Source organism: Piscibacillus sp. B03 (genome assembly GCF_052246295.1).
Lineage (GTDB): Bacteria > Bacillota > Bacilli > Bacillales > Alkalibacillaceae > Piscibacillus.
Genome location: NZ_JBQQCO010000002.1, coordinates 199,857 through 225,906, shown reverse-complemented (window position 1 = coordinate 225,906; position 26,050 = coordinate 199,857). Strand labels below are relative to the sequence as shown.

The 26,050-nt window shown below is 35.0% G+C and carries 31 protein-coding genes; 11 read left to right on the top strand and 20 right to left on the bottom strand.

Annotation, left to right across the window (positions count from 1 at the left end):
- Positions 1-46: 46 nt before the first annotated feature.
- The 4 genes from lepA to gpr form a co-directional block, all read right to left on the bottom strand.
- Positions 47-1,855, bottom strand: a complete 1,809-nt coding sequence (gene lepA, locus ACTWQB_RS02810) for a translation elongation factor 4 (RefSeq protein ID WP_443137660.1) — start codon at positions 1,853-1,855, stop codon at positions 47-49.
- Positions 1,856-2,300: 445 nt separating this feature from the next.
- The gene (locus ACTWQB_RS02805; protein ID WP_443137659.1) at positions 2,301-2,597 is read right to left on the bottom strand and encodes a hypothetical protein; all 297 of its coding nucleotides are present in this window, start codon (positions 2,595-2,597) and stop codon (positions 2,301-2,303) included.
- A 17-nt stretch (positions 2,598-2,614) separates the two neighbouring features.
- Positions 2,615-3,736 carry a stage II sporulation protein P gene (gene spoIIP, locus ACTWQB_RS02800; protein WP_443137658.1) on the bottom strand — a complete coding sequence of 374 codons (1,122 nt, stop codon included), beginning with the start codon at positions 3,734-3,736 and terminating at the stop codon, positions 2,615-2,617.
- 69 nt (positions 3,737-3,805) lie between these two features.
- The gene (gene gpr, locus ACTWQB_RS02795) at positions 3,806-4,900 is read right to left on the bottom strand and encodes a GPR endopeptidase (protein WP_443137657.1); all 1,095 of its coding nucleotides are present in this window, start codon (positions 4,898-4,900) and stop codon (positions 3,806-3,808) included.
- Between the two features lie 192 nt (positions 4,901-5,092).
- Between gpr and rpsT the strand changes: the two genes are divergently transcribed.
- Positions 5,093-5,359 (top strand): 30S ribosomal protein S20, encoded by a 267-nt coding sequence (gene rpsT / locus ACTWQB_RS02790; RefSeq protein WP_443137656.1) that lies wholly within the window; start codon positions 5,093-5,095, stop codon positions 5,357-5,359.
- 55 nt (positions 5,360-5,414) lie between these two features.
- On the opposite strand, the gene holA is transcribed toward rpsT, so the two are convergent.
- Positions 5,415-6,443: a DNA polymerase III subunit delta gene (gene holA / locus ACTWQB_RS02785; protein WP_443137655.1), complete on the bottom strand. Its 1,029-nt coding sequence runs from the start codon at positions 6,441-6,443 to the stop codon at positions 5,415-5,417.
- Positions 6,444-6,752: 309 nt separating this feature from the next.
- Between holA and ACTWQB_RS02780 the strand changes: the two genes are divergently transcribed.
- Positions 6,753-6,887 (top strand): YqzM family protein, encoded by a 135-nt coding sequence (locus ACTWQB_RS02780; protein WP_134338326.1) that lies wholly within the window; start codon positions 6,753-6,755, stop codon positions 6,885-6,887.
- 81 nt (positions 6,888-6,968) lie between these two features.
- Here the strand turns inward: ACTWQB_RS02780 and ACTWQB_RS02775 are convergent, their stop codons facing one another.
- Genes ACTWQB_RS02775 through ACTWQB_RS02765 form a run of 3 tightly spaced genes read right to left on the bottom strand, consistent with a single transcriptional unit; the run spans position 6,969 to position 10,355 of the window.
- Entirely contained in the window at positions 6,969-9,167 is a 2,199-nt protein-coding gene (locus tag ACTWQB_RS02775) for a DNA internalization-related competence protein ComEC/Rec2 (protein ID WP_443137654.1), read from the bottom strand.
- The gene (locus tag ACTWQB_RS02770) at positions 9,167-9,736 is read right to left on the bottom strand and encodes a ComE operon protein 2 (RefSeq protein WP_443137653.1); all 570 of its coding nucleotides are present in this window, start codon (positions 9,734-9,736) and stop codon (positions 9,167-9,169) included. The genes ACTWQB_RS02775 and ACTWQB_RS02770 overlap by 1 nt, the downstream gene beginning before the upstream one ends.
- A 46-nt stretch (positions 9,737-9,782) precedes the next feature.
- The gene (locus tag ACTWQB_RS02765) at positions 9,783-10,355 is read right to left on the bottom strand and encodes a helix-hairpin-helix domain-containing protein (protein ID WP_443137652.1); all 573 of its coding nucleotides are present in this window, start codon (positions 10,353-10,355) and stop codon (positions 9,783-9,785) included.
- A gap of 77 nt (positions 10,356-10,432) precedes the next feature.
- Between ACTWQB_RS02765 and comER the strand changes: the two genes are divergently transcribed.
- The gene (gene comER / locus ACTWQB_RS02760) at positions 10,433-11,266 is read left to right on the top strand and encodes a late competence protein ComER (RefSeq protein ID WP_443137651.1); all 834 of its coding nucleotides are present in this window, start codon (positions 10,433-10,435) and stop codon (positions 11,264-11,266) included.
- An 88-nt stretch (positions 11,267-11,354) separates the two neighbouring features.
- Here comER and ACTWQB_RS02755 read toward each other — a convergent pair whose 3' ends face one another.
- The 8 genes from ACTWQB_RS02755 to ACTWQB_RS02720 are packed head-to-tail and all read right to left on the bottom strand — an operon-like array spanning position 11,355 to position 16,344.
- Complete coding sequence (locus ACTWQB_RS02755) at positions 11,355-12,083, bottom strand: class I SAM-dependent DNA methyltransferase (RefSeq protein ID WP_443137650.1); 729 nt, start codon at positions 12,081-12,083, stop codon at positions 11,355-11,357.
- A 12-nt stretch (positions 12,084-12,095) separates the two neighbouring features.
- Positions 12,096-12,440 carry a ribosome silencing factor gene (gene rsfS, locus ACTWQB_RS02750; protein WP_443137649.1) on the bottom strand — a complete coding sequence of 115 codons (345 nt, stop codon included), beginning with the start codon at positions 12,438-12,440 and terminating at the stop codon, positions 12,096-12,098.
- Positions 12,441-12,458: 18 nt separating this feature from the next.
- A complete protein-coding gene (yqeK, locus tag ACTWQB_RS02745; protein ID WP_443137648.1) occupies positions 12,459-13,037 on the bottom strand; it encodes a bis(5'-nucleosyl)-tetraphosphatase (symmetrical) YqeK in 579 nt (192 codons plus the stop codon).
- Positions 13,018-13,581, bottom strand: a complete 564-nt coding sequence (locus tag ACTWQB_RS02740; protein ID WP_443137647.1) for a nicotinate-nucleotide adenylyltransferase — start codon at positions 13,579-13,581, stop codon at positions 13,018-13,020. Before ACTWQB_RS02740 ends, yqeK begins: the two co-directional genes overlap by 20 nt.
- Positions 13,582-13,595: 14 nt before the next feature.
- Complete coding sequence (gene yhbY / locus ACTWQB_RS02735) at positions 13,596-13,886, bottom strand: ribosome assembly RNA-binding protein YhbY (RefSeq protein ID WP_443137677.1); 291 nt, start codon at positions 13,884-13,886, stop codon at positions 13,596-13,598.
- A 16-nt stretch (positions 13,887-13,902) separates the two neighbouring features.
- Positions 13,903-14,706 carry a shikimate dehydrogenase gene (gene aroE / locus ACTWQB_RS02730; RefSeq protein ID WP_443137646.1) on the bottom strand — a complete coding sequence of 268 codons (804 nt, stop codon included), beginning with the start codon at positions 14,704-14,706 and terminating at the stop codon, positions 13,903-13,905.
- A 12-nt stretch (positions 14,707-14,718) separates the two neighbouring features.
- Entirely contained in the window at positions 14,719-15,825 is a 1,107-nt protein-coding gene (gene yqeH, locus ACTWQB_RS02725) for a ribosome biogenesis GTPase YqeH (protein ID WP_443137645.1), read from the bottom strand.
- Positions 15,826-15,828: 3 nt separating this feature from the next.
- On the bottom strand, positions 15,829-16,344 hold the full coding sequence (locus tag ACTWQB_RS02720) for a YqeG family HAD IIIA-type phosphatase (protein ID WP_443137644.1): 516 nt from the start codon (positions 16,342-16,344) through the stop codon (positions 15,829-15,831).
- Positions 16,345-16,695: 351 nt separating this feature from the next.
- Here ACTWQB_RS02720 and ACTWQB_RS02715 point away from each other — a divergent pair, with 351 nt between their 5' ends.
- From ACTWQB_RS02715 to sigK, 8 genes are all read left to right on the top strand, one after another.
- The gene (locus ACTWQB_RS02715) at positions 16,696-16,836 is read left to right on the top strand and encodes a sporulation histidine kinase inhibitor Sda (protein ID WP_443137643.1); all 141 of its coding nucleotides are present in this window, start codon (positions 16,696-16,698) and stop codon (positions 16,834-16,836) included.
- A gap of 170 nt (positions 16,837-17,006) precedes the next feature.
- Positions 17,007-19,343, top strand: coding sequence for a Na+/H+ antiporter subunit A (locus tag ACTWQB_RS02710; protein ID WP_443137676.1), 2,337 nt, complete (start codon positions 17,007-17,009; stop codon positions 19,341-19,343).
- A 1-nt stretch (position 19,344) separates the two neighbouring features.
- A complete protein-coding gene (locus ACTWQB_RS02705) occupies positions 19,345-19,677 on the top strand; it encodes a Na(+)/H(+) antiporter subunit C (protein ID WP_443137642.1) in 333 nt (110 codons plus the stop codon).
- Positions 19,677-21,167, top strand: a complete 1,491-nt coding sequence (locus tag ACTWQB_RS02700; protein ID WP_443137675.1) for a Na+/H+ antiporter subunit D — start codon at positions 19,677-19,679, stop codon at positions 21,165-21,167. The genes ACTWQB_RS02705 and ACTWQB_RS02700 overlap by 1 nt, the downstream gene beginning before the upstream one ends.
- Before the next feature lie 6 nt (positions 21,168-21,173).
- Complete coding sequence (locus ACTWQB_RS02695) at positions 21,174-21,650, top strand: Na+/H+ antiporter subunit E (RefSeq protein WP_443137641.1); 477 nt, start codon at positions 21,174-21,176, stop codon at positions 21,648-21,650.
- Complete coding sequence (locus tag ACTWQB_RS02690; protein WP_443137640.1) at positions 21,650-21,955, top strand: Na(+)/H(+) antiporter subunit F1; 306 nt, start codon at positions 21,650-21,652, stop codon at positions 21,953-21,955. Before ACTWQB_RS02695 ends, ACTWQB_RS02690 begins: the two co-directional genes overlap by 1 nt.
- Positions 21,936-22,280 carry a monovalent cation/H(+) antiporter subunit G gene (gene mnhG, locus ACTWQB_RS02685; RefSeq protein ID WP_443137639.1) on the top strand — a complete coding sequence of 115 codons (345 nt, stop codon included), beginning with the start codon at positions 21,936-21,938 and terminating at the stop codon, positions 22,278-22,280. The genes ACTWQB_RS02690 and mnhG overlap by 20 nt, the downstream gene beginning before the upstream one ends.
- Positions 22,281-22,401: 121 nt before the next feature.
- A complete protein-coding gene (gene sigK, locus ACTWQB_RS02680) occupies positions 22,402-23,118 on the top strand; it encodes an RNA polymerase sporulation sigma factor SigK (RefSeq protein ID WP_443137638.1) in 717 nt (238 codons plus the stop codon).
- A 275-nt stretch (positions 23,119-23,393) separates the two neighbouring features.
- Here the strand turns inward: sigK and mtnN are convergent, their stop codons facing one another.
- From mtnN to udk, 4 genes are all read right to left on the bottom strand, one after another.
- Positions 23,394-24,089 (bottom strand): 5'-methylthioadenosine/S-adenosylhomocysteine nucleosidase, encoded by a 696-nt coding sequence (gene mtnN / locus ACTWQB_RS02675; protein ID WP_443137637.1) that lies wholly within the window; start codon positions 24,087-24,089, stop codon positions 23,394-23,396.
- A 21-nt stretch (positions 24,090-24,110) separates the two neighbouring features.
- The gene (locus ACTWQB_RS02670; RefSeq protein ID WP_443137636.1) at positions 24,111-24,791 is read right to left on the bottom strand and encodes a YrrS family protein; all 681 of its coding nucleotides are present in this window, start codon (positions 24,789-24,791) and stop codon (positions 24,111-24,113) included.
- 75 nt (positions 24,792-24,866) lie between these two features.
- A complete protein-coding gene (greA, locus tag ACTWQB_RS02665; protein WP_443137635.1) occupies positions 24,867-25,343 on the bottom strand; it encodes a transcription elongation factor GreA in 477 nt (158 codons plus the stop codon).
- A 69-nt stretch (positions 25,344-25,412) separates the two neighbouring features.
- Positions 25,413-26,042, bottom strand: coding sequence for a uridine kinase (gene udk, locus ACTWQB_RS02660; protein WP_443137634.1), 630 nt, complete (start codon positions 26,040-26,042; stop codon positions 25,413-25,415).
- Positions 26,043-26,050: the final 8 nt, after the last annotated feature.

Sequence of the window (26,050 nt, the reverse complement as noted above, 5' to 3'; positions counted from 1 at the left end):
GCCACCTCCTAGTTACAAGATAAAAGGGCTGACCATTTGGCCGCCCTTATGAATCATCATCCATTTCTAATACAGACATAAATGCTTCTTGTGGGATTTCCACTTTACCAACCATCTTCATACGCTTCTTACCTTCTTTTTGTTTTTCAAGAAGCTTTCTTTTACGTGAAATGTCTCCACCATAACATTTAGATAAAACGTTTTTGCGCATAGCTTTAATGGTCGTTCTTGCCACCACTTTATTTCCAATTGCCGCTTGAACCGGCACTTCAAATTGCTGACGTGGTATAATTTTCTTTAATTTTTCAGCGATATGCTTACCACGGTGATAAGCGAAATCACGGTGAACGATAAACGATAATGCATCAACTGTTTCCCCGTTCAATAAAATATCCATCTTAACTAGGTTTGATGCTTTATAGCCACTTAACTCATAGTCAAATGATGCATATCCTTTAGTTTGGGATTTTAGCTGATCAAAGAAGTCATATACGATTTCCGATAATGGAATCTCATAAACAATATTAACTCGGTTCTCATCTAAATATTGCATATCGATGTACTGGCCACGTTTTTTCTGACAAATTTCCATAACTGGCCCCACAAAATCATTAGGTACCATAATAGTTGCCTTAACAAATGGTTCGCGAACTTCTTTTACGTTTTTAGATTCAGGCATTAATGATGGATTTTCAATATTAATCGTTTCTCCATCATTCATCTCTACTTCATAAATTACACTTGGAGCTGTCGTGATTAAATCAATATTGAATTCGCGTTCGATTCGTTCTTGAATAATCTCCATATGTAGAAGACCTAAGAACCCACAACGAAAGCCGAATCCTAGGGCCTGGGATGTTTCAGGCTCATATTGTAAAGATGAATCATTTAATTCCAAACGCTCTAGCGCTTCACGTAAATCGTTGTAATTATCCGCATCCACTGGGAATAAACCACAGTACACCATTGGGTTTAAACGCTTGTACCCAGGTAACGGTTCTTCTGCTGGGTTATTTGCTAGAGTAATTGTATCCCCTACTCGAGAGTCGCCTACGTTTTTAATTGATGCTGTTAGGAACCCTACATCACCAACTGTTAACTCATCTTTACTAATTGGTTTAGGCGTGAATACACCTAATTCATTAACTTCAAATGTCTTACCCGTTTGCATCATCTTAATTTCATCGCCGACTTTGATGCTACCTTCTTTAATACATATATAAGCGATAACTCCTCTGTATGGGTCGTATAAGGAATCGAAAATAAGGGCTTTAGTCGGTTCATCTGGATCCCCAGCTGGTGCAGGGATGTCTGTCACAATACGCTCTAAGATTTCATCAATTCCAACACCATCTTTGGCTGAAGCTAAAATAGCATCATCCGCATCAATGCCGATGACGTCTTCAATTTCCTGTTTAACACGTTCAACATCAGCACTTGGTAGATCAATTTTATTAATAACCGGAATAATTTCTAAGTCATTATCAAGTGCTAAATATACATTAGCTAGCGTTTGTGCTTCAATCCCTTGAGCTGCATCAACAACAAGCAAAGCACCTTCACAAGCAGCTAAACTCCTTGATACTTCATATGTAAAATCGACGTGTCCAGGTGTATCAATTAAGTGGAATAAATAATCTTCACCATCGTTTGCCTCATGTCTTAGTTGTACTGCATTTAATTTAATTGTAATCCCACGCTCACGTTCTAAATCCATTGCGTCTAGGAATTGTTCTTTCATTTCGCGATCTGTTAAAGCTTTAGTTTTTTCTAATATTCGATCTGCTAATGTTGACTTTCCATGGTCAATATGAGCAATAATCGAGAAATTTCGGACATTCTGTTGTTTTGCCAACTTTCATCACTCCTGTTTCTACGTCCATTAACGCTAGCTCGATTATAGCAATTGCGCCTATATTATTCAATCTTTTGCAAAAGTAAAAAGAAACCCACCTTAAAATGAGTTTCTAATAACATACTAATTTACTTTATTCTCAAGCTAAAAGTCGATAGTTATTTAATGTATAGATGTTCAAAAGATTTGTTAAATTGTGATGCGCGAAAGTGGCGACTCCTGGTCGGCTAAAAACGGTCACGTCCTGTAACCAACGCCAACACTAGAACGTCCTGTTAGTCGCGAGAACAGCACGAGCTGAAGATCCTCTAGTAGAAGGAATAGAATCCCTTCTACTAGATACATGAAAGCCGTGCCCACGGAAAGCATCCACTGATAGCAAATCACTATATAAACAACAATGTGTAACAGAGCAAATTTTAATGAAATTACGTTTTATACAAAGTTAAAAGAACATGGCACTAAATCGGTATAGAAATTGGAAAAGTACTGAGAATATTGTTTTTACGAATTCTTCTAAGAACATGGCAACACTGTAGAATGAACCAGATTTAGGCTCAACTTCTTCTTTCAACACTTCATCATGAACATCATTAAATGATTCAGTTGTGACGCTTGATTGTTTGAAATCCTCTTCTGTCTGAATAATGTTTCGTTCAGGTTCAGCTTGATTTGACGTTGCTGTTTGCATTCCTAAATAAAAGATAAAGAAACAGACGATGATCCAAAACAGTACTCTCATAACTATTTCCCCTTTTCTTATTGACTAGTAGCGCCTTCTTTTTCAAAATAAAACTCGCTAAACACTTCAGCAAAAGCATCAATTGCAAAGTTCAGCTCTTCAAAATCATTTTCAATCCCGCCAACCTCGACTACAATTGATTCATTAGATAAATCTTGATTGTAAATACCATTTGTTCCTGCACCTTCATTAATAATGACCCCTCGACTCAAACCAGGATATTTCTCTTCTAACAAGTCATGTAATTCTGAAGCGAATTGTAGGTTTTGCTCATAATGTTCATTTTCTCCACCAACAACAAAGGCTAAACGAGCAACTGACTTGCCATTAATTGATGCGGTAGTTTTACTTCTTGGCATTGCATCTCTATGAATGTCGATTAAGTATTTCATCTGATCATTACTACCCATAACTTCTTGAACGACTTTTCTTGAAAAGTCATATGATTGGCTATATCCACCTGGTGGCAGTTGTCTCCAATAATCTGTTCGATCAACATAAGGGTTTAAGCCATAATTTTTTAGCTTTTCTCCAAACCTTTCACTTAGTTTCATGACATTTTCTGTTTCGTGATATACGACATTAGCTGGGGTGCCATCTGGCAAATGCGGAAGAAACGATTCTCTGTTGTGGGTTGTATAGACTAAAATATTTTCATCAGTGACAGTCGGTTGTGGTTGCTCTGATTGTTGGTCATCTTCTTGATTTTCGAATAAGTAATCAGGTGGTTCAGTTTCAATAACCGTGGAGAACATGTTAGTACCTTCACCCGCCACCGCTATCGTACTATTTGTATTTGGAAACCTTGGCAATTCGTGACCAAACAATAACCTAGTATCTTGGTAAGGTAAGTTAGTAAATATCGGAAGAGCGAAACTAGCTACTGTAATTTGTTCATCGTGCTGTTCGTTTAGCCCGTCCAAAATAGGCTGATCGATCGTCATAAAAAAAGAATAAGAAGCACCGTCGATTTGATTAAGCCATTCTTCGAGAATATTCGTCGATGCTTCACTAAATGGTTTTATTGAAAATATAGGTACAAATAAAATCAGACATATAAAGAAAATTTGAAATAATAGAAAGGGATGCTGTTTAACCCTCTTAATTTGCGACCAATTAATTTGTATTTTTTTCTTCATTTACCTTTTCAACCTTTCTACTGAAGTTCTATTAAAACTCTATTCAGTAAGTTGAAAAGGTAGAACAAATTAATTTAAATAATGTTTTGCGTTTTCTGGAGTTATTGACTCATGTAAAGCTTGATTAATTCCGGAAGCTACAATTTCACTCATGTACTCAATAACTTCATCAACTTCCTTAGGGGTTACAATTAAATTGTGACCCGTCGGCCTTAAAACTTCTCTTATTAATTGACGCTTTTCATCTTCTTTTAAGGCACCAACAATCCCTAAATATGTTTGTCTAGCTTCTTCATCGGGTAGATCGTCTTCTGTGTAATTCCGTCTTTCACCAAAGTCCATTCCTGCTGGAGTAAGTGCTTTACCAGGCTTATCGCCTTCTTCCATTTCTCTACCGAAATGTTTTAAAATATAGTCAATGGTATCATTTGTAATCGTAACCGCATCTACGACAGTTGGTATACCAATTGAAAAAACTGGAATATCCAAAGTCTCTTTACTAACTTCTTTTCGATCATTTCCAACACCTGAGCCAGGGTTAATACCTGTGTCAGATAGTTGAATAGTCGTATTAACACGATCCACAGAACGCGCCGCTAAAGCATCTATAACAATCATAAAGTCCGGGTTTGTCTTTCTAACAACACCAAAGATAACATCACTTGTTTCCATACCAGTCAGGCCCATTACACCTGGCGTGAATGCTGATACAGGGCGGTCTCCTTCACCAACCATCTCCGGATGTAGTTTAAATAAGTGTGACGTTACATATAGCTTATTAACCGTATGTGGACCAAGTGCATCTGGAGTAACATAACCATTTCCTAACCCGACAATGAGACACCTTGCATCTTCTGGAATTGAATGTTCCTCCATCAACCTTTTTATCTCTTCACCTAATATGGTTGAAGATTGCCTACCAAATTTAGGATCCATATTACGTAAATCTTGAGCTTCAATGGTGACATAGTTTCCTGCCTTTTTACCGACTCGTTCTCCACCTTTTTCATCAATTTCTACTCTAGTCAATTTGTACTTTCCCTGCTCGTATTCTTTAATAATAATCCCATCAAGTTCATGTTTTTTATCTGGATTTTGTTCAATAAACATTTCTTGCGCTTCTACAGCCAAGTCTGTTCTTGGTCGAAATTCTCGTTGTTCCATGAAATCCCTCCTTATCAATTTTATTGTTACCGAAGTCATTTAAAATAAACGAATTGAGTGAGCAATTTTATGACAAGCGAAATATCTTAACAGCAAACTATTGAAAACTCTCGTAGGCTTTGATAAAATGACTTTTGTCCATAATTAAAGAAAAATTGTTTTACGGACATTTTCATCAGGAGGTGAAGAAAAGTGGCAAATACGAAACAAGCTACTAAGCGAATCCGTGTAAACCATGATGCTCGCATGCTAAACCAAGCGTTCAAATCAGACATGCGTTCTGCAATTAAAAGTGTAGAACAAGCTGTCCATGAGAAAAATGCTGATGCAGCTAAAGAAGCTTTAACAACAGCTGTTAGCAAAATTGATAAAGCAGTTCAAAAAGGTATCATTCATCAAAACAATGGTGACCGTAAGAAGAGCTCACTAATGTCAAAAGTTAATCAATTAGCTAACTAATAAAGAGCACTAAAAAATCCATTTCAAGACGAAATGGATTTTTTTATATCTTTTATTAACTTGCCTGCTTTAACCTTTGGACAACTCTTTGTAAAAACAACTCAAAAGCCAGCCACTGTTCGACTTTCCCAGTTTTCATTTTTTCATCGGTAATTGCCGCTTCTATTAGCATTTCTTTTAAAGCACGATCAGAAAAGCGTCTTTCTCTTTTTAATGCCATTTTAACTGCATATGGGTGTGATTGTATTGCGTTTGCAATTTGTTGTTGCTGATAGCCTTTTTGCTTTAATAATTTAGTTTGTAAAATCAATCTTATTTGAGAACTCACTAATGCCAATAATCCAATAGGCTCTTCATTTTGTTTCTTTAGCTCTTTCACTAATTGAACTGCTCTTCCTACCTTAAAATCAACTAAGTAATCAATTAAATTAAACGTATTAGCCTCGGCATGAACAGATACAATTTCACTTGCATCCTGAATCGTAGGTTGCTGGTCTCCACAATATAACTTCAACTTTTCTAGCTCATGTTGAGCCGCTTCAATATGTTCACCTACTCGCTCTGTAAATAATTCAATAATATCTTCTGTTAGAACTAAGTCTTTTTGTTCAGCAAGGCCTTTAATTACCTGTCCCATTTCAAAAGCTTTAGGTGATGAGCAATCTATAAACGTCGCAAATTTTTTTAAGGTTTTAACGATCTTCTTTCGTTGATCCATTTTTTCATAAGGTACAATAATAACTAAGGTTGAAAAATCAACTGGTTGATTAACATATTCTTCGAGTGCATCTAAATTATGTTCTACATCGGTTTTAGATTTTTGACCTGTTAAAAAGTAAGCCCGTTGAATTTCAATTAATTTATTCTCACTAAAAAATGGAAAAGTCTCAGCATCATGAATCGCCTCTTGAACTGGAGTAGTTTCCATGTCATATGTATTACGATCAAATTCAGGATCTGTTTTTTCAACTAACCCTTCGATTCGTTTTTTTGCTTCTTGTATAAAATAGGATTCTTCCCCATATAATACATAAATAGGAACCAGTCGATGGGATTTACCATTTATGAATTCCTGTGCGTGCATCTCTTTCAACACCTTTCTATGCCATTTATCGTATAACGAACCGGCACAGATGACAAGGGTTTTTAACACATATAAAGAGGGGAACGTCAAAGCTCCCCCCAATATCTATATAAACGCCAAAAATAAAATCCCGGGAAATTTTATTTTTAGCGGCGTTTGTTGTATAGTTATTTTGTGCGTAATCGTTTATAATATTGCTGTTAACTCTTAACAGTTAACGAATTTCTACAGTTTTTTGAAAACCTAAAAAAGTGATAGATTTTTTTAGAGAGATGAATTATACTAAAATGTAGCGTAGGAGGGATAACCGTGAACGAATTTGAAAAAGATGTACAATCAAAAAATAATGATGTCGTCGATTCCATCAAAGGTTTCAGCTTATCATTCATTTTCTTCTTGGTTATTTTCTTTATTGGAACAATTTTTAAAGTGGTTGGTTCTTAATAAAGATTAGAATGACGAAATGAATGTAACGTAAAAAGACTGTATCTAAAAGGTACAGTCTTTTTTGTATTCTACTCTAATTTATGGCTTAACTTTACTTAACGTGCCTTGTCCATTAGCATATTTTAATGTTATTGCACCCTGTAAGTCAGTTCTTAAAATTTCAATGCCTCGCTGTTCAAGTCTCTCTATGACCATTGGATCTGGGTGTCCGTAACGATTTTTCCTCCCCACTGAAATTAAGGTCATTTCGGGCTGTATGGTGTCTAGCCAGACATCAGTTGTAGATGTTTTACTTCCGTGGTGTGCCACTTTAAGTACATCAACATCTTGTAAGCGATTTTCACTAATTAAGGTTGCTTCAATATCACCCGTTACATCGCCAGTAAATAATATATTAAAATCTTCATAAGTTAACAAAAACACTAATGAACGATTATTCTCATCAATTTCAACGTTTTCATAACTAGGTGACAATACTTTAATTAATACCTTCCCAGCAATCAGCTTCATTCCAGCCTGAAGTTTTATATGATTGGCATGGTTAATTGAGTTAAAAGGATGCGTATAGATAGCTTCAGGTTTAAATGTTTTTACAAACGGCTTTAACGAGGCTGCATGGTCATGATCAAAATGACTGATAAATAATCCATTCACTGCTCCTCTTCCTTCTGACCAAAGAAAAGGCTTAATTATACGCTCGAAATTTAAATGTTCTTCACTGTTTGATAAAGACACTTCCTCACCTACATCAATCACATATACACCTTGATTATGTGGTAGTTCAATCACGATGGATTCAGCCTGTCCAACGTCCAACATCGTTACTGTTAGGTCTTGATTAAAATATTTTTGTACTAGAGGTATATACCAAATACTAACCATGAGAATTGCTAATAGGGCTGCTCGTTTGAACCTTTGTCGCTCCCAAGTATTCATGAACCATAAAAATATAAAGGCATAAAGAATCATTAAACTATATTCTGGCTTTCCAACAACCCATTGAGCGAACTCAGGTTGACCAGCAGAAAGGATTAATGTCATCATTCGGCTATGAACATAAGAAAAAATGGTTTCTAAAAATATAAGTCCACTTGGAAAGATTAAAGCGCATAACAAAACTAACATCAATATCGGGATGACAATTAATGTGAAGTATGGCACGTAGATTAAGTTCATAACAAATGACAGCACATTAGTATAATAAAAATAATAAAATTGAAGTGGTAATATAACTAATTGGCTAATCAAACTCACCATTAAAGAAGTCATAAGCCAGTTTTGTTTTTCCAGTAACTTTTTCGATAAGATTAGGCTCAAGGTTACAGCAAACGAGAACTGAAAAGATAATTGATAAAGTAGGTATGGATCAATTAATAATAAGGCCATAAATACCATAGATAAAAGATCCGTCGTATCAACTTTATGACTTCTAATGAAACTGAAGATAATCACTAAAACAGCCATTATCCCCGCTCGCATAACTGGAGGTTGTGCGCCAGCTAAAAAGATGTAGATTGGAATAATTGTTAACAAAATCATCTTGCTTTGTTCGTTAGTTAAATGAAGAACTTTATTTAATACAAAATAACATATGCCTAATAAAATACCGACATGCAAGCCAGAAATTGCGAGCAAATGAGATAGCCCCCAAAATTGAAAAGCTTCAATTAAAGGCTTAGGTAAGTCATTACGTTCTCCAAAGAATAAAGCATTAATCCACTTATAAGTATAAGGCTCTAACAATTCAATTAATTTCTCTCTTATATCATCACGAAACTGGTATAAATAAGACACCAAAGAGCGTCCACTACATTCAGTCAACTCGACTTGGTAGCTTACATATAAAACCCCTTGATAAGCTAAATAAGTTTGATAATTAAATTGTCCTGGATTAGTTGGTGGTTCTGGTAACTGGATATCACCTTTCATAACACATGTCGATCCATGATAAAGCTCAATATCATTTTCAGTTGATAAACTTATTTTAGAAATATTCGTCGCTCCAATAAAGCGCACACGTTCATCATCTTTTATTGGATTAGTTTCGACTTTAATTTGACCTTCATAATAACCAAAATCTTGTGCAGGAATAACGATATTTGGGGAAGTAAATGAGGAAATAAAAAAACAGATTAAAGACATTAAAATCAGGATTGGATTATGTATAAGTTTTCTTAACCATGTTACGCCTAGCAACAAAATCATACATAACCCAAACCATGTTGGAAGGTATCCCGCTATGTAGAAAAGAGCGAGAATATACCATTTACCTTTCATTATTCAACGTTAAAGAAAAGTTGATTAGCCTCGTGCCTCAATTGTTTTAGATCATGCTCATCAGAACCGCTTTCTTCAAGCTTCTGAAGTAATTGTGATATAAAATATAATTTTTCTTTAGTGTTTGTATCAATATGTAAATAATCTAACTCAACTTGTTGAACTTCAACACCTGCTTCATCAAGTAATTCAAGTGCATATGGATGGTTCTTATAATCGTTCGCATAATAGATTTTCTTAATCCCACTTTGAATAATCGTCTTTGTACAATTTAAGCAAGGAAAATGTGTCACATAAATTTCAGCACCTTCAGTTGGAACACCAAATTTGGCACATTGAAGAATTGCATTAATCTCCGCGTGAATGGTTCTAACACAATGTCCATCTATTACCTTACACCCTTCATCAGCACAATGAACACTTCCAGATACACTGCCATTATAGCCTCCTGCTATAACTCTTTTATCTCGTACGATTGTAGCTCCTACAGATAAACGTTCGCAGGTACTTCTTAACGCTAATAAATGGCTTTGTGACATGAAATATTGATCCCATGAGATACGTTCCATAACTTTACCTCCTTGTAACCTTTAGTATCATTATAAATGATTTATCCTAAGGAACGACAATAAATTCTCGAATTCTGTCTAAAGTTTTTTCACCAATACCACTAATATTTAATAGGTCCTCTGCTGATTTAAAAAAGCCATGTTCTTCACGATATTGAATAATAGCTTTAGCCTTCTGCTCTCCAATGCCAGGTATTTGCGTTAAATCATTCACATCAGCTGTATTAATTGGAATTTTGTTTGACTGAGTCTCATAACTTTCATTGTCATTATCAATATCACCTGACCTTACATGTATCACCATTTCATCTTTTAAGATCATAGCTAAATTAACACTTGCTTCATCAGCATTCTCCGTTAACCCGCCTGCCTGTTCAATGACATCAATTACTCTTTCACCATCTTTCATTTTATAAACTCCCGGAACTTTCACTTCTCCTTTCACATCAACCATAATTGAATCTGGTTGATTAATCTCGTTATGACGTAAATCTTCCTCTTGTTTAACAAAAACAACATCCTCTTGAACCACTAAATCATGTTCATTCTTTGGCCAAAAAATATAAACTATGATAAGAAAAATGACAGGAATGATGAACCACACTTTATTAATAGGCATGATTTAAACCTTCTTTCATATACATAGTGATGAGTTAGTATTTTTAATTGTCATTTGTCTAATAAGGGGGTTATTACATGAAGTGGGGAATCGTTGGCACAGGTAACATGGGGCAAGTTTTATTACACGCTCTCACCTCCAGTCAAGCTGTAGACCAACAAGATCTCTTTTTATATAATAGAACATTTATGAAAGCATACGGCCTAAAGCGACAATATCCAAATGTTCATGTTGTTCAAACGTTAGATACAATCGTTAGTGAATGCGATATAATTTTCCTTTGTGCCAAACCAAAAGAAATTGTAGATATTTCATACAAAATTAAGGATGAGGTTAATAAAAACCAATGCGTCATCTCAATAACTAGTTCTGTGTCAGTCCAACACCTTGAAAGTATTTTACCGTGTTCGGTTACCAGGATGATTCCAAGTATCACTAATCGCGCTTTAAGTGGTGTAACATTATTAACATTTTCAGAACATATGAATGAAGATAAAAAACAAACCATCTGGCAAACATGTAAACACTTTTCAACACCAGTTGAAATTGAAGAAGAACATGTAAGAATTGCATCAGATATAGTCTCGTGTGGTCCAGCGTTTTTAAGTTATATCCTAGAAGAAATGATTCAATCAGCTGTAGATAAGACTGGTTTACCGAAGGAACAGGCCACTACCTTAGTTGAGAAAATGGTTATTGGGTATGGAAAGTTATTTAAAGATCATGTGTATGATTTTTCCTCGCTTAAAGAAAAAGTTATGGTAAAAGGCGGTATAACTGGGGAAGGGATGGTAGCATTAGAAGATTCATTTATCAACGTATTTGATCACGTGTTTGATGCTACTCATGATAAATTTTACACTGAAAAAGAGCATATTGACGACTTAGTCAATGAGATGAACCTTAAATAAAAATATTATAATAATATTTTAGTCAATATAACAAAAAATTCAAGTGGGTATTTTGCTATTTTTGCAAAAGTACCCACTTGAATTTTATTTAGTGTTTCTTACAAACAAAAAAGATTCGATTTGTTTCTTCGCTTATATTATGTGAAGGTATAAGGTCAAAGTCTTCAAAAAGTTGGATATGATTAAATCCTGCCTTCTTGAGAAGCTTCTTATAAGTATCTACTGAAAAAGTTCTCTGAAAGTGACGTTCATCGTATCGTTTAAATAATCCCGAAGGTTCTTTCACAAAAAACGTTAGATCATGATAGACTTCGCCTAACCCTTCGCCTTCCTCTGTAAACCAAATATAACTTAAATCATTTCGTACTTCAGAAAAAACTTCTTGTTGAATTAACCAATTAATATAGTTCATGGAATGTATGTCAAAGCTAAACACTCCATCATCATTCAAGTGTTTATAGACACGCTCAAATACTTGAAGCAATTCACTTTCGTCAGTTAAATAGTTCAATACATCACAGTAGCTTATAATTAGGTCAAAATTAATATTGTAATCAAAGCTTCTTACATCACCTTGAGAAAATGTAACTGATGAATCTTTGGCTTTTGCCACCTCAATCATTTCATGTGATAGATCAAAAGCTGTCACAGAATGGGCTTTGTGTGCTAGTTCTATTGCAATTTCCCCAGTTCCACAGCCCATGTCCAACACGCGACAATAATCTTTTGGCTTAATCGAACTAGCAAATTGAATCCACATTTCATAAGGAGCATCATTCATGAGGGAATCATATACTTCAGCTAATTTATTATACATAAACAACACCTATTAAAGGCTCAATTGAACTCGGTCAGCGTCGCCCCATAATTTTTCTAAGTTATAATACTCACGTTCATCTTTATGGAAGATATGAACCACAACGTGTTCTAAATCAACTAAAACCCAACGAGATTGGTCTCGACCTTCGATTTTTTTAACGTGGTAACCTTGCTCTTCCACTGCATCCTTAATCCCTTTACTAATAGCATCCACTTGACGCTCATTCGTACCATGACATATTAGGAAATAATCTGCAATTAGTGACACTTCTTTCATATCTAATGCTACGATGTTTTCTGCTCGTTTATCATCGCATGCTTTTGCTGCAATATCTAATAATTGTTCACTTTCCATTAAATTACCCTCCAATAATTAATTTAACAATCTCTCAGTAAAGTCATTGAAAGCAAAAAATGTATCTGGATAAATCGGTTGTTTCTTGCTTATTAAAAATTGTATTGAATTTTCTAATGCATAATGACAAGCTAAGTCCAAATCATTATCGGCTAATTCCCTACCTTTTGCGACAGCAGGAAAATTTCTCCCCGGTTCGATATAATCAGCCAAAAATACAATCTTTTCAACTTGTGTCATATGTTGTCGACCAGTAGTGTGATAGCGAATAGCATTTAAGATATCTTGATCATCAATCAAGAATATTCGATTAGCCATTTTTGAACCAACTGGCCCATGCCAAAGTTCTGTATGATGATGCAATAAATCTTTCGGAAGGTCTAATTCTGCTTTTATCCATTTTTTTAAGACAGTATAATCCATATCTTTAGCATAATCATGTAAAGCAGCGGCAAGCCCTACCTTGTATTCATCCCCGTTGTATTTTTTGGCAAGGTTAATAGCAGTATCAGTGACACGCTTAACATGTTCAAAACGCTTACTGGTTAGAACTTTCTCCGATTCAGCTAATGCTTCTTCAATCTTCATAAAGCTCATTCTCCCTTATATAGTGTAACACTTCATCTGTCAGTCCATGAGGTTCTTTCCCCTTTTTCAATGCTTCTCGAATTTCTGTTGATGAAACTGGAACCTCATCCATAGTTACCATTAGAACGCCTCTGTGGTTATAATCTTCAGATCCTCTACGATTTACTCCAACAAACTGAATCAATCTTTTGAGTTCTTCTATTTTGTACCATTTAGGTAAGTACTCGACCATATCCCCACCAATAATAAAGTAAAATAAAGTATTGGGATATTCTTTACAGAGGTGTTTAACGGTTTCATATGTGTATGATTTACCTTTAAGCTCATATTCAATTGTAGACACCTTTAATTCCGAGTAGTCTGCCAACAGATTATACAGCATATTTAAACGGTGATCAGGACTTGCGACAGCTCCTTCTTTATGTGGAGGCTGATATGTTGGAATAAACCAAACCTCATCAAGTGCTAAAGTATTTAAGACCGTTTGAGATAGTTTAAGATGTCCAATATGAGGTGGGTCGAATGTTCCACCAAATAGACCTACTTTTTTCATAATGTTAGCACCCTTTAAGGAAGTTCTAAAGTCTTATTTTCATCTGATTCTTTATAAAGGACAATGATATTTCCGATTACTTGGACTAGCTCCGCACCTGTACCTTCAACTAGTTGCTCAGCAATAGAGTTTTTATCCTCAAAGCAATTTTGTAGTATTGAAACCTTGATTAATTCCCTTCTTTCTAAGGCTTCATTTATTTGTAGAATCATATTTTCATTCACTCCATCTTTACCAACTTGGAAAATAGGGTTTAGATGATGTGCTTCTTTTCTTAAATAACGTTTTTGTTTACCAGTTAACAAACTATGCACGCCTTTCTTAATCAATTTTTAAATGTTTCTCCACTGATTGATCTGTCCATATTTTAAATGATTTAGCCGCTTGATACCAAAGCATCGATTCACCAAATAACAATCGTGCTCCTTGTTGTTTTCCATTCAATAAGAACTTTGTCATTTTGGGTTTGTAGACAATATCACTCACAATGGCACCTCTATTAAGATGAGTAAGCTTAATAACTTGGTTGTCTTTATCAGGTTCCATACCAACATTCGTTGTTTGTATTACTAAATCATATTCATATAGTTTTTCTTCAGCTTCCTCTAAAGCAAGAACCAAGTGGTTATTCTCTGATACGATATTCTCAGCTTTTCGTTTCGTACGGTTTGCTATATCAATTCTTTTTGGATTGAGTTTTTTTAAGCTAAAATAAATACCTTTTGCAGCACCACCAGCTCCTAAAATTAATACTGTCTTATCCTTAATATCTTTAACAAATTTCGGATAAGTATATCTTAGTGAATCTATAAAACCTTCCCCATCTGTATTATACCCGATTAGTTTATTTCCTTTTCTTTTAATCGTATTAACAGCTTTTAACATTTGAGCATGTTCATCAATTTCATCCAAATAAGGAATGACTTTTTCCTTATACGGAATTGTCACATTAACCCCATTCATATCAGAATGCTTTAATTCATTTAAAAAATATTCTAAGTCTTCTTCCATAACATCAAATAATTCATACTTGCCATTCGCATTAATAACATTTAAAAAATATTGATGGATTTCAGGTGACTTAGAATGTTGGACAGGGTGACCTATTAATCCTAACTTATACAATATATAATCCCCCTATATAATTGCCTCACGTTTCATTACTCGAACTCCTTTAGGGACGTACGCAGAAATCGTTACTTCACCCTCAGGGATTGTAACCCAACCAAGACCCGAAAAAACAATATCTGTTTTCTTTGATGCATTAACCTTGAAGGTTTCCTTCACCATTTCTGGCCAACTCTTTAGCGAATCTTCAGTTGGAGGTGATAATAAATCACCTAAATGCTGTTCATACAACTCATTAGCTTTTTCTTGTTTTGTTCTGTGTATATTTAAGTCATTTGAAAAATAACAGACATAACCAATATTTGACTTAGCCTGTTCAATATCGAAACGTGCTAAGCCACCAACAAATAGTGTTTGACCTTCATTTAATTGAAACACTTTAGGTTTAACTTCTTTTTTAGGTGTAACAGTTTTAAGATCTTGTTTTGATAAATAATGTGACATTTGGTGATGATTAATGATACCCGGTGTGTCAATCATGCTTGATCGATCATCAAGTGGAATATCAATAAAACCTAAAGTTGTTCCAGGAAAATAAGATGTTGTAATAACATCTTTCTCTTCAGTAGCGTTCTGAATAAAATGATTTATCAAAGTTGATTTACCAACATTTGTGCTACCAACAACATATATATCTTTCCCTTTTCGAATTCTTTCAAGTTCGAATGCCATCTCTTTCATATTAACGCCAGTTGTCGCGCTAACTAGGAATACATCTTCTACTTTTAAACCATATTCTTTAGCAACTCTACGCATCCAATTCTTAACTTTGTTTAATTTTGTCGATTTAGGAAGTAAGTCCACTTTATTCCCTACTAATACGATTGGATTACTTCCTGCAATACGGTTTAATCCTTGAATAAAGCTTCCATGCACATCAAATAAGTCAACAACCTTTACAATAAGACCATCTTTATGACCAATCTCATGTAACATGTTTAGAAAGTCATCTGCTGTCATATCAACATCTTGAACTTCATTATAATGTTTTAAGCGAAAACAACGTTTACAAACAATCTCATCACGCTGTAAAGCTGACTTTGGTGCATAGCCTACTTTTGATTCATCGTCTGTTTGGACACGGGCTCCACACCCTTGACAATATAATTCTTCCATTCATTAATCCTCCCAATGCAGTTTGCCTTTTTTCTTAAAGTATTCTAATATTCGGCGTTCAATCTTTCGGTTAAACCGTGTAAAAAAACCATCAGTTTGTACAACAGGTACGACTAAAATGGTATGTAACTTAGACCTATTACCTCCAAAGACATCCGTTAATAATTGATCTCCAACCACAACAACCTCTTCTTTTGGTAACTTCATTTCTTTAATCGCTTTATTAAAAGCGGTTTGCATTGGCTTCCTTGCTTTAGAGATAAACGGAATATCTAACGGTTTAGAAAAGAATGCTACACGATCTTCCGTGTTATTGGAAATAATTGTAACTTGTATACCTGCACTTCGAAGCTCTGTAAACCACTCTATAACTTCAGGTGTCGCTTCTGGTTGATCCCAAGCGACTAATGTATTATCTAAATCAGTAATAACTCCTTTTATACCTTTCTTTTTCAAAAATTCAGGCGTTACCTCAAGTACTGTTTGAACATGATCATCTGGTAAAAATAGTTTCAACAAGACTTTCACCTCTACTAATCTTTAACTATCCTTCATCATATACAATTCAAAGCCATGTTTCAAAGAAAATTTTGCTAACTAGACTTATGTTACAATATTATTTTTATCGAGATATTCTAAAAATCGTTCGACAAATTACATCATTTTTCAACCTGTGGATAAAAATATCAACATTATACACACCATTTAAACAATATTCCTACCGTTATATTCGGTATTTACAAACAGTTTATACACAAGTTATCAACAAGTTATCCAAGTTGTTCAAACTTTTAATTAATGATAGGATAATAACAGTTACAAGGTGGACGACTTTCAAGGAGGTGCGAGCCGATTTCGGCTAGGACGAATATGGAACAATTATCAGATCAATTGTTGGTAGAATCCTATAAAAAGGCACAGAAATTAGAATTAAATAACGATTTTATAAAATTGATCGAGGCTGAACTTATTAGACGAGGCTTATATCAATACTTGAAAGAATCGTCATAAAAAACATATAAATATGAAGATAGCGTATTACTGGCACATGAAAATGTGTCAGTTTTTTTATAATTTTGCTATAAAGGGGGTTTTTCTTTTCATTAGACATTGAAAATCTGTATAATATTACTGTACCTTTATAGAGACATACATATAGTGAAAGGATGGAAGACATACATATGGTTTATGCCGTATTTGCACCACTCATTTTCGCAATATTAATCCCTTTCTTAAGTCGAATTAAACAGAAGGTTCATACCGGCTGGTTAATCCTACCAGTTCCTTTACTCATCTTTATATATTTCATTCAATTTTTAGGTTCTAACTTTGAACCTATTAGGCAAACAATCAATTGGATCCCTTCTCTAAATATTGCACTCGATTTTTATTTAGATGGACTTAGTTTATTATTTGTATTACTCATAAGTGGGATAGGAACATTAGTAGTCTTATATTCGATTTATTACCTAGACAAAGAAGAACAAATTGGACATTTTTATACTTATTTATACATTTTTATGTCCTCGATGTTAGGTGTAGTATTATCCGATAATGTATTTGTACTCTACACATTTTGGGAATTTACATCACTTTCTTCATTTCTACTAATCGGTTATTGGCATTATCGCGAACGTTCGCGTTACGGTGCTTTAAAGTCAATGTTAATTACAGTTCTAGGTGGTTTTAGTCTCCTTGGTGGACTTATTTTACTATCCATCGAAACCGGAACAACAAGTATTAGGGGAATGATTGATCAAGCGGATGTCATTGTTAATAGTGAGCATTTTATCTTTATTTTAATCTTTTTGCTGTTAGGAGCCTTTACAAAATCTGCTCAGTTCCCATTTCACATTTGGCTACCAGATGCTATGGAAGCCCCAACTCCAGTAAGTGCATATTTACACTCTGCAACAATGGTTAAAGCGGGTATTTATTTAATGGCTCGTTTTTCACCTATTTTCTCAGAAGTGCCGTTATTCTTTATCCTATTAAGTATTTTCGGACTTGTAACATTAGCATGGGCATCTTACATGGCAGTTAGGCAAACAGATTTAAAAGGAATATTAGCATTTTCTACTATTAGCCAATTAGGTATGATTATGGCTATGTTAGGTTTTGGTACGTCATATGCAGTTTTTGCAGCTGTGTTTCATATTCTAAACCACGCGACATTTAAAGGTAGTCTATTTATGATCGCTGGCATTGTTGATCACGAGTCAGGTACTAGAGATATCCGTAAACTCGGAGGTCTCATGACACTTATGCCCATTTCAGCTACATTAGCGATTTTTGGTACATTCTCAATGGCAGGTGTCCCTTTACCGTTTTTAAACGGTTTCTATAGTAAGGAAATGTTCTTTGAATCAACTCTTGATTTAGGTGGCTATTCTGGAGCATTCATTGATTCTTTAATTACAGCAATTCCTATTATTGCTGTCGTCGGAAGTATCTTCACATTTGTTTACTCAATGTATTTATTCTTTGGCACATTTAGAGGTGAGTATAAAGAAGAAGAACTTCCTAAGAAACCTCATGAAGCACCATTCATGATGTTGGTACCACCAATGCTTTTAGTAGTTGGTGTCATTGTAATTGGCTTATTCCCTACAATCTTCAACCAAGCATTAATTACACACTCTGCTGATGCAGTGTACGGTAGTAGCGTTGAGAAAGACATTTATTTCTGGCATGGATTTGAAAGCAGAGCATTCCAGATGTCATTAATCGTGGTCGGAGTAGGTATTCTACTTTATTTAACTAAACGTAAGTGGGAAGGAATATATCGAGTACTTCCAGGAACTTTAAGCTTTAACCGTGTATATGATTGGATTGTAGAAAAAATTGAATCTGTTTCAAACAAGATCACAACCGCTTATATGACAGGTTCATTACGTCTATATATGATTTTGATTCTTACAGGTATTATATCCATTACAGCTTTAACAATCTTAGTTACTGGTGGAGTTAATTTTGAACTGCAAGATTTAGCACCTATTACGGCACCAGAAGTCATTGTGGCTTCCATCATGGCTATTGCAGCCATTGGCACAACAGTGGCAAGAAACCGTATTGCAGCTATTCTAATTCTTGGTGTTGTAGGTTATGGTTTAGCTATATTATTTGTTATGTATAGTGCGCCTGACTTAGCTTTAACACAACTAATTGTTGAAACAGTAACAGTCGTATTATTCCTATTATGCTTCTACCACCTGCCTAACTTGACTGCTGATACAAACTCTGTTGTTAGAAAAGGTACAAATGTACTGGTGTCAGTAGCTTACGGTGCCTTAATGCTTGTCATTGGTGTTACAGCATATAATAGTCGATTTGCAGATACCATTTCTAATTTCTTTATGGAAAACACTTATGATTTAGGTGGAGGACATAATGCAGTTAACGTTATATTAGTTGATTTCCGTGGAATTGATACGTTGTTTGAAGTAGCAGTATTGTTTGGAGCTGCTTTAGGCATTTATGCCATGATTAAACTTCGCCAAGATAAGGGGGCGAAATAGTATGGAAATAATTATGATTATATTAGCTTCACTGCTATTTACAACTGGAGTTTATAACTTATTACAAAAACAGTTATTAAGAATCGTTATAGGTACTGCGTTAATTTCACACGGTGCCCATCTTTTCATCTTAACAATGGGTAAGCTTAAACGTGGTGCGCCGCCTGTTGATACTTATGGGGTCACGGAATATGCTGACCCCCTTCCTCAGGCATTAATTCTAACTTCCATAGTTATTAGTTTTGGTGTTACAAGTTTCTTATTAGTTCTGGCTTATAGAACTTATAAACTTAATCACACAGATAATATGGAGAAATTGCGAGGTTCTGAATGATGAATAACTTAGCTATACTTCCAATCGTACTACCATTACTAGCAAGTGCCCTTGTTGCATTTTTCCCTTCAAAACTGAATATTGTAAGAAAAGTCTCTCAAGCTTTAACAGTTGTATTTCTTATTGTTATCGGATACATAGCATGGCTAGTCTTCAATGATGGGATCATTGTTGTGCAAGGTGGTGGATGGGCAGCTCCATTTGGAATTTCAATTGTTGCTGACTACTTATCTATTGTCCTTGTTTTAACAACTTATATCATCGCAACAGCCGCGATATTTTATGCACCGCACTCACTCTCGGAACAACAAGAAAAGTTTTATTTTTACACATTTTACTTTCTACTAATTTCAGGTGTGTCTGGTGCATTCCTAACTGGAGACTTATTCAACTTATTCGTGTTTTTTGAAGTATTATTAATGGCTTCATATGGGTTAATTATCTTAGGAAATGGCAAAGCACAACTAAGAGAATCTTTAAAGTATGTACTGGTAAACTTATTTTCTTCTATGTTGTTTGTAACGACGATCGCATTTATCTACGCCCTGGTTGGAACAGTTAACATGGCGCATATTGCTGAACGAGTTGAACAAGTACCTGCAGCTCAACAAGGCATTCTAACCGGAATTGGTGTACTGTTATTCTTTGTATTCGCGGTTAAAGCAGCTGTTTTCCCACTTTATTATTGGTTACCTAACTCTTATGTAGTACCTAATCCGGTCATCTCAGCCTTGTTTGGAGCATTACTAACAAAAGTCGGTATCTACTCGATTTTCCGTGTGTACACTTTAATCTTTGTTCATGACACAGCTTTGACGCATCAACAAATTTTTATTTGGTTAGCAATATTCACGATGTTGTTTGGTGTAATTGGTGCATTGTCAACGAATAACGTTAAGTTAATCGTTACTTATAACATAATCCCAGCAATTGGGTTCATCCTTATGGGTATTGGACTATATTCTGAAGATGGATTAGCTGGATCAATTTACTACCTTATGCATGACATGGTCGTTAAAGCAGCATTATTTCTATTAATCGGTGCCTTGGTTGTAGCAGCGGGGACGAAAGATTTATCTAAGATGAGTGGCGTCATACAACGTTTCCCTGTATTAGGTTGGTTATTTTTCCTAGGAACGATTGTATTGGCTGGTGTTCCACCATTTAGTGGTTTTATCGGAAAGTTATTATTGTTAAGAGGCGCATTAAGTCAAGAGCACTTTTTATTAACAATTGTCGCATTACTTTCAAGTCTATTAATACTTTTATCAATGATTAGAATCTTTATTCGTGGATTCTGGGGCGAGAAAATGGAAGGTATTACTGATAATAATCGAAAAGTGCATGCATTAACTATACCAGCAGGGTTTCTATTAGCTATCTCGATATTTTTAGGTGTTGGTGCTGAATTTGTTTTACCTTATGTCGATACTATCTCAACCTATTTATTAGATCGTAGCGAATATATCTCTGCCGTATTAAAGGGGTGAACATAAATGGCTTTACAAATAATTTTGAACATCCTAATAGCTGCACTATGGATGTTTCTTTGGGAATCTTATGATTTCCAATCATTTTTCACCGGGTATTTAGTAGGTATGGCGCTCTTATTCTTCCTAAGACGTTTCGTACCAGACGCATACTACCTTGAACGTGTTTGGAAAATTATAACTTTAATCTTACTCTTTATTAAAGAACTAGTACTGTCAACTTGGAGCGTTGTTAAATTGGCGTATAAGCCAAAATTAAAAGTTGAACCTGGTATTTTCGCATTACCGACCGACCTAAAAAGCAATTGGGAAATTACATTACTAGCAAATCTCATTTCACTTACACCAGGAACATTATCTGTCGCAGTGTCTGATGATTATACAACAATTTATATTCATGCTATGGATATGCCAGATGTTGAGGAAGAAATCAATGATATTAAAAACACATTTGAACGTGCGATTATGGAGGTGACTCGATAATGCTCAATGAATTTGGAAATCAGATGTTAAGTATCGTATTAGTCATTTGTTTTATTGTGCTAACAATATCTGTCTTCTTACTTCTTGTAAGAGCGATTATCGGCCCTTCTAATGCAGACCGCGCAGTGGCTATCGATACGATTGGTGTAAATATGATGGCCATAACAGGGCTTGTTGCAATACAATTAGCAACTGACAAGTTAAATGACGTGGTTTTACTTGTAGGAATATTACTTTATATCGGCACGATTGCAATAGCCAAATTTATAGAAAAGGGTGTTGTCATTGATCGAAATAATCATTAGTCTATTCTTATTGTTTGGCACCTTTTTTGTTATTTCAGGTTCTATTGGTGTCATCCGATTTCCTGATATATATACCCGCTTACACGCTGTCACGAAAGCTGCAACTCTTGGAGTGGCATGTGTGTTATTAGGTGCCTTTTTCTTCTTATATTTTGAAAGTGGGATTATTAGCGGGAAACTTATTCTCGGTATTATTTTCATTCTCATTACGGCACCAGTAAGTGGTCATATGATTTCAAGAGCAGCGCATAGTACTGGGGTTAAACTTTGGGAACATAGTGTACGTGATGACTTAGAAAGAGACAGAGAAAAACATACGAATTAATACAAAAGTCGGCTTGAGATTTCAAGTCGACTTTTTCTGTATGTACAGGCACTAATCCATTAAATCAACATACATTTTACTATAGGCGATTACCTATAATTTTAAATGTGGGGTTGGTGCGATGTATACATTATTGAAAATTTTTACCATATTTTTTGAGAATCTTTACTTCTTTGCTTCCTATGTTAAAGGTAACGCTTTCCCACAGCCATTAAGTCGAGATGAAGAAGAAGAATACCTCAAGAGGTGGGAACAAGGGGATGTTGAGGCACGAAATAAGTTAATTGAACATAACCTACGTCTGGTGGCCCACATAGCAAAAAAATACGAAAATAATAAAGAGGACCAAGAAGATTTAATTTCTATTGGGACTATCGGTTTGATTAAAGGTGTTGAGAGTTTTTCGAGTAATCGAGGTACTAAGTTAGCTACCTATGTCGCTAGATGTATTGATAACGAAATTCTTATGTACTTAAGAACGTCTAAAAAGTCTAATAAAGATATGTCGTTGCACGATCCTATTGGGCAAGATAAAGAAGGAAATGAGATTAGTCTAATCGATATTTTAAAATCTGACCAGCCTGATTTAGTTGAAAAAATTCAAACCTCTATGGAAATTGCAAAAGTATTTAAATACATTAATTTATTAGATGAACGTGAAAAAGAAGTCATTGTAAAACGATACGGGTTAAATGACTTGGATGAATTAACCCAAAGGGAAATTGCAAAAGAATTAAAAATATCTAGAAGCTATGTCTCTAGAATTGAAAAAAGAGCCTTAATGAAAATGTTCCATGCCTTTTATCGTGATGAGCAAAAGAAGGAACAACAAGATTAAATAAACATTTAGGCAATCATCTATCCAAATTAAAGACATTCGCATATATTATAATATAAATCGATACGAAGACTGGAGTGAGCCTATATGTATAATCATCACTATAATTATGGTCCTCCTAATTATCCTCCCTACCCTATATATCCGAACAGTAACAGTTTCGCTAATAGTCTACTTATTGTCTCATTACTACTATTACTCATTTTAGGTGGATACTATCTATATTATAAATAAAAGCAACTTATACTCTTTGTAGTATAAGTTGCTCTATTTTTCTAGACTTGTTTTAGAATCTGTACAATCATCTCAGCACTATTTCTTGCTGCCTTAGATAAAAACTGATCAAAAGATAAATCAGAATCTTTTCCAGCAACATCAGATATAGATCTAATGATGATGAAAGGCGTGTCATATTGATAGCAAACTTGGGCGATTGCCGCTGCTTCCATTTCCAATGCTTTTACCTCTTTTAATTTATCGACTACTTCTTGAACTCTTTTTGCATCAGACATGAAAGAATCGCCTGTTCCAATTAAACCATTCATAACATTAATGTCAGGATCTACTTGTTTAGTCGCAGCTTGAGCATATTTTACTAATGTTTGATCTGATGGGTAGTGTTCTGGCATTTGAGGAATTTGACCATACTCATAACCAAACGCTGTCGCATCCGCATCATGGTGTATAATTTCAGTCCCAATCACAACGTCGCCTACATTTAATTCTGGGTCTGTACCACCTGCAGAACCAGTATTAATGACATAATCAGGCTTAAAACGTTCATGTAAGATTGTTGTAGACAATGCAGCATTCACTTTACCAATACCTGATTGTAAAAGAACCACCTCTTGTCCTGCTAATGTTCCTTCGTAAAATTTACAATTAGCCACAACAAGTTCTTGTTCAATTGACATCTCAGATTTCAGCCAATCTAATTCTTGTTCCATGGCTCCAATAATTCCATATTTCATGCTATATACCCTCGCTTATATCTAGTTGTTTGCTTCATTTAGCTTTTGTTTACCTAAATTTTCATAAAGAACTTCTACCTTCTGAGGTTGCCATCCTTCATTTTCGATCCACTTTAATGGAACACGGTAATACTCGCCATTTGTTTTATCTTCAACATATCCAACGACCTGATCTGGAATACCGCCGCTTTCTAACCACCAATAAGTAAGGTTATCTGTTGAAGATTGAACAGCTTGAGCAATTGCTTGTTCCATCTCAATTCGATCTTGAGATCCTTGACTTAAATTAATACTATGTGGTTCTTCCTGCTCTGTTGGATAAGGCTCCCAATTGCCATTAATAACTTCTTTAACCTCTTCTCCATCACCAGCAGTTCTTTCTTCTTCTATTTCATCTTCACTATTTTCTTCTGATTCAGTTTCATCTTCAGAGGATTCCTGGTCTTCAGCGCTTTCCTCATCATTTGTTTCTTCATTTTCTTCATTTTCTTGTTCTTCAGTGTTTTTTTCTCCTAAGCCTGAATCATTTGTTTCCTCATTTTGCACTTGTTCTTCTTCGTCATCTCCACCACCAAACACAAACATTCCAAATAAAAATGCAGATAACAACACGGCTATAACAATTAGTGTATTCGTCAACTTTGTATTTTTTCTACGCTTTTCAAAACGATCTGATCTAGATTCATAATGATCATAGGACATGATACTCTCCCCCTTTTTGTGCGAAATAATAGTATGTCCTACACAATCATTGTGCAGGACATAGATGACAATACCTTAAGATACTTCTACAATTTTAACATCAATTTCGCCACCAGGCGTTTGAACCGTAACCTGATCGCCTATCTTTTTACCTAATAAGCTTTGTGCCATAGGTGAATCATTAGAAATACGACCTTCAAATGGATCAGCTTCAGCACTACCAACAATTTGATACTCTTCTTCTTCACCATCTGGCAATTCGATAAATTTAACTTTCTTACCTAGTTGTACAATATCACTTGATTCTTCATCATTTTCAATAATCACAGCATTGCGAATCATATTCTCAACCTGTGCAATTCTAGATTCAACAAACGCCTGCTCATCTTTTGCTGCATCATACTCAGAGTTCTCAGATAAGTCACCGAAGCTACGAGCAACTTTAATACGCTCAACCACTTCAGGGCGACGTTCAGTTTTTAACTGATTTAATTCTTGTTCTAATTTTTCAAGTCCTTCTTCTGTCATATAGAAGCTTTTTTCTTCTGCCATAATTCTTACACTCCTTTGAATAGTTACAAATTCGATTTAATAGGATTTAAATTTTGTCTATACCTATGTTTATTGTTTGCTTATAATACTTTCAATCTTGGTTGTTAATAGGTCAATTGCGACATGATTTTGTCCACCTTCAGGAATAATGACATCGGCATATCGCTTTGCCGGTTCAACAAACTGTAAATGCATAGGGCGGACAACATTAATATATTGATTAATGACCGATTCAAGTGTTCTTCCTCGCTCATTAATATCTCTCAACAGTCGTCTAATAATACGAATATCAGCATCCGTATCAACAAAAACCTTAATATCCATCATATTACGTAAGTCTTCGTCTTCAAGCACTAAAATTCCTTCTAAAATTATAACATCTTTTGGCTCTACCGTAATGGTCTCATCAGAACGCGTATGCATTTCATAATTATATACTGGCTTTTCAATTGATTCCCAGTTCTTTAATTTATTTAAATGATCAACTAGTAATTGATTGTCAAAAGCTAGTGGATGATCATAGTTAGTATTTAAACGCTCTTCATAAGGCATATGCGATTGATCCTTATAATAGAAATCTTGTTCCATCATAAGAACAGATGTATTTTTAAAATGATCACAAATAGCACGTGTTACGGTGGTCTTTCCAGAACCAGAACCTCCAGCAACACCAATTATAATTGGATTATCCTTACCCACGATGTCTG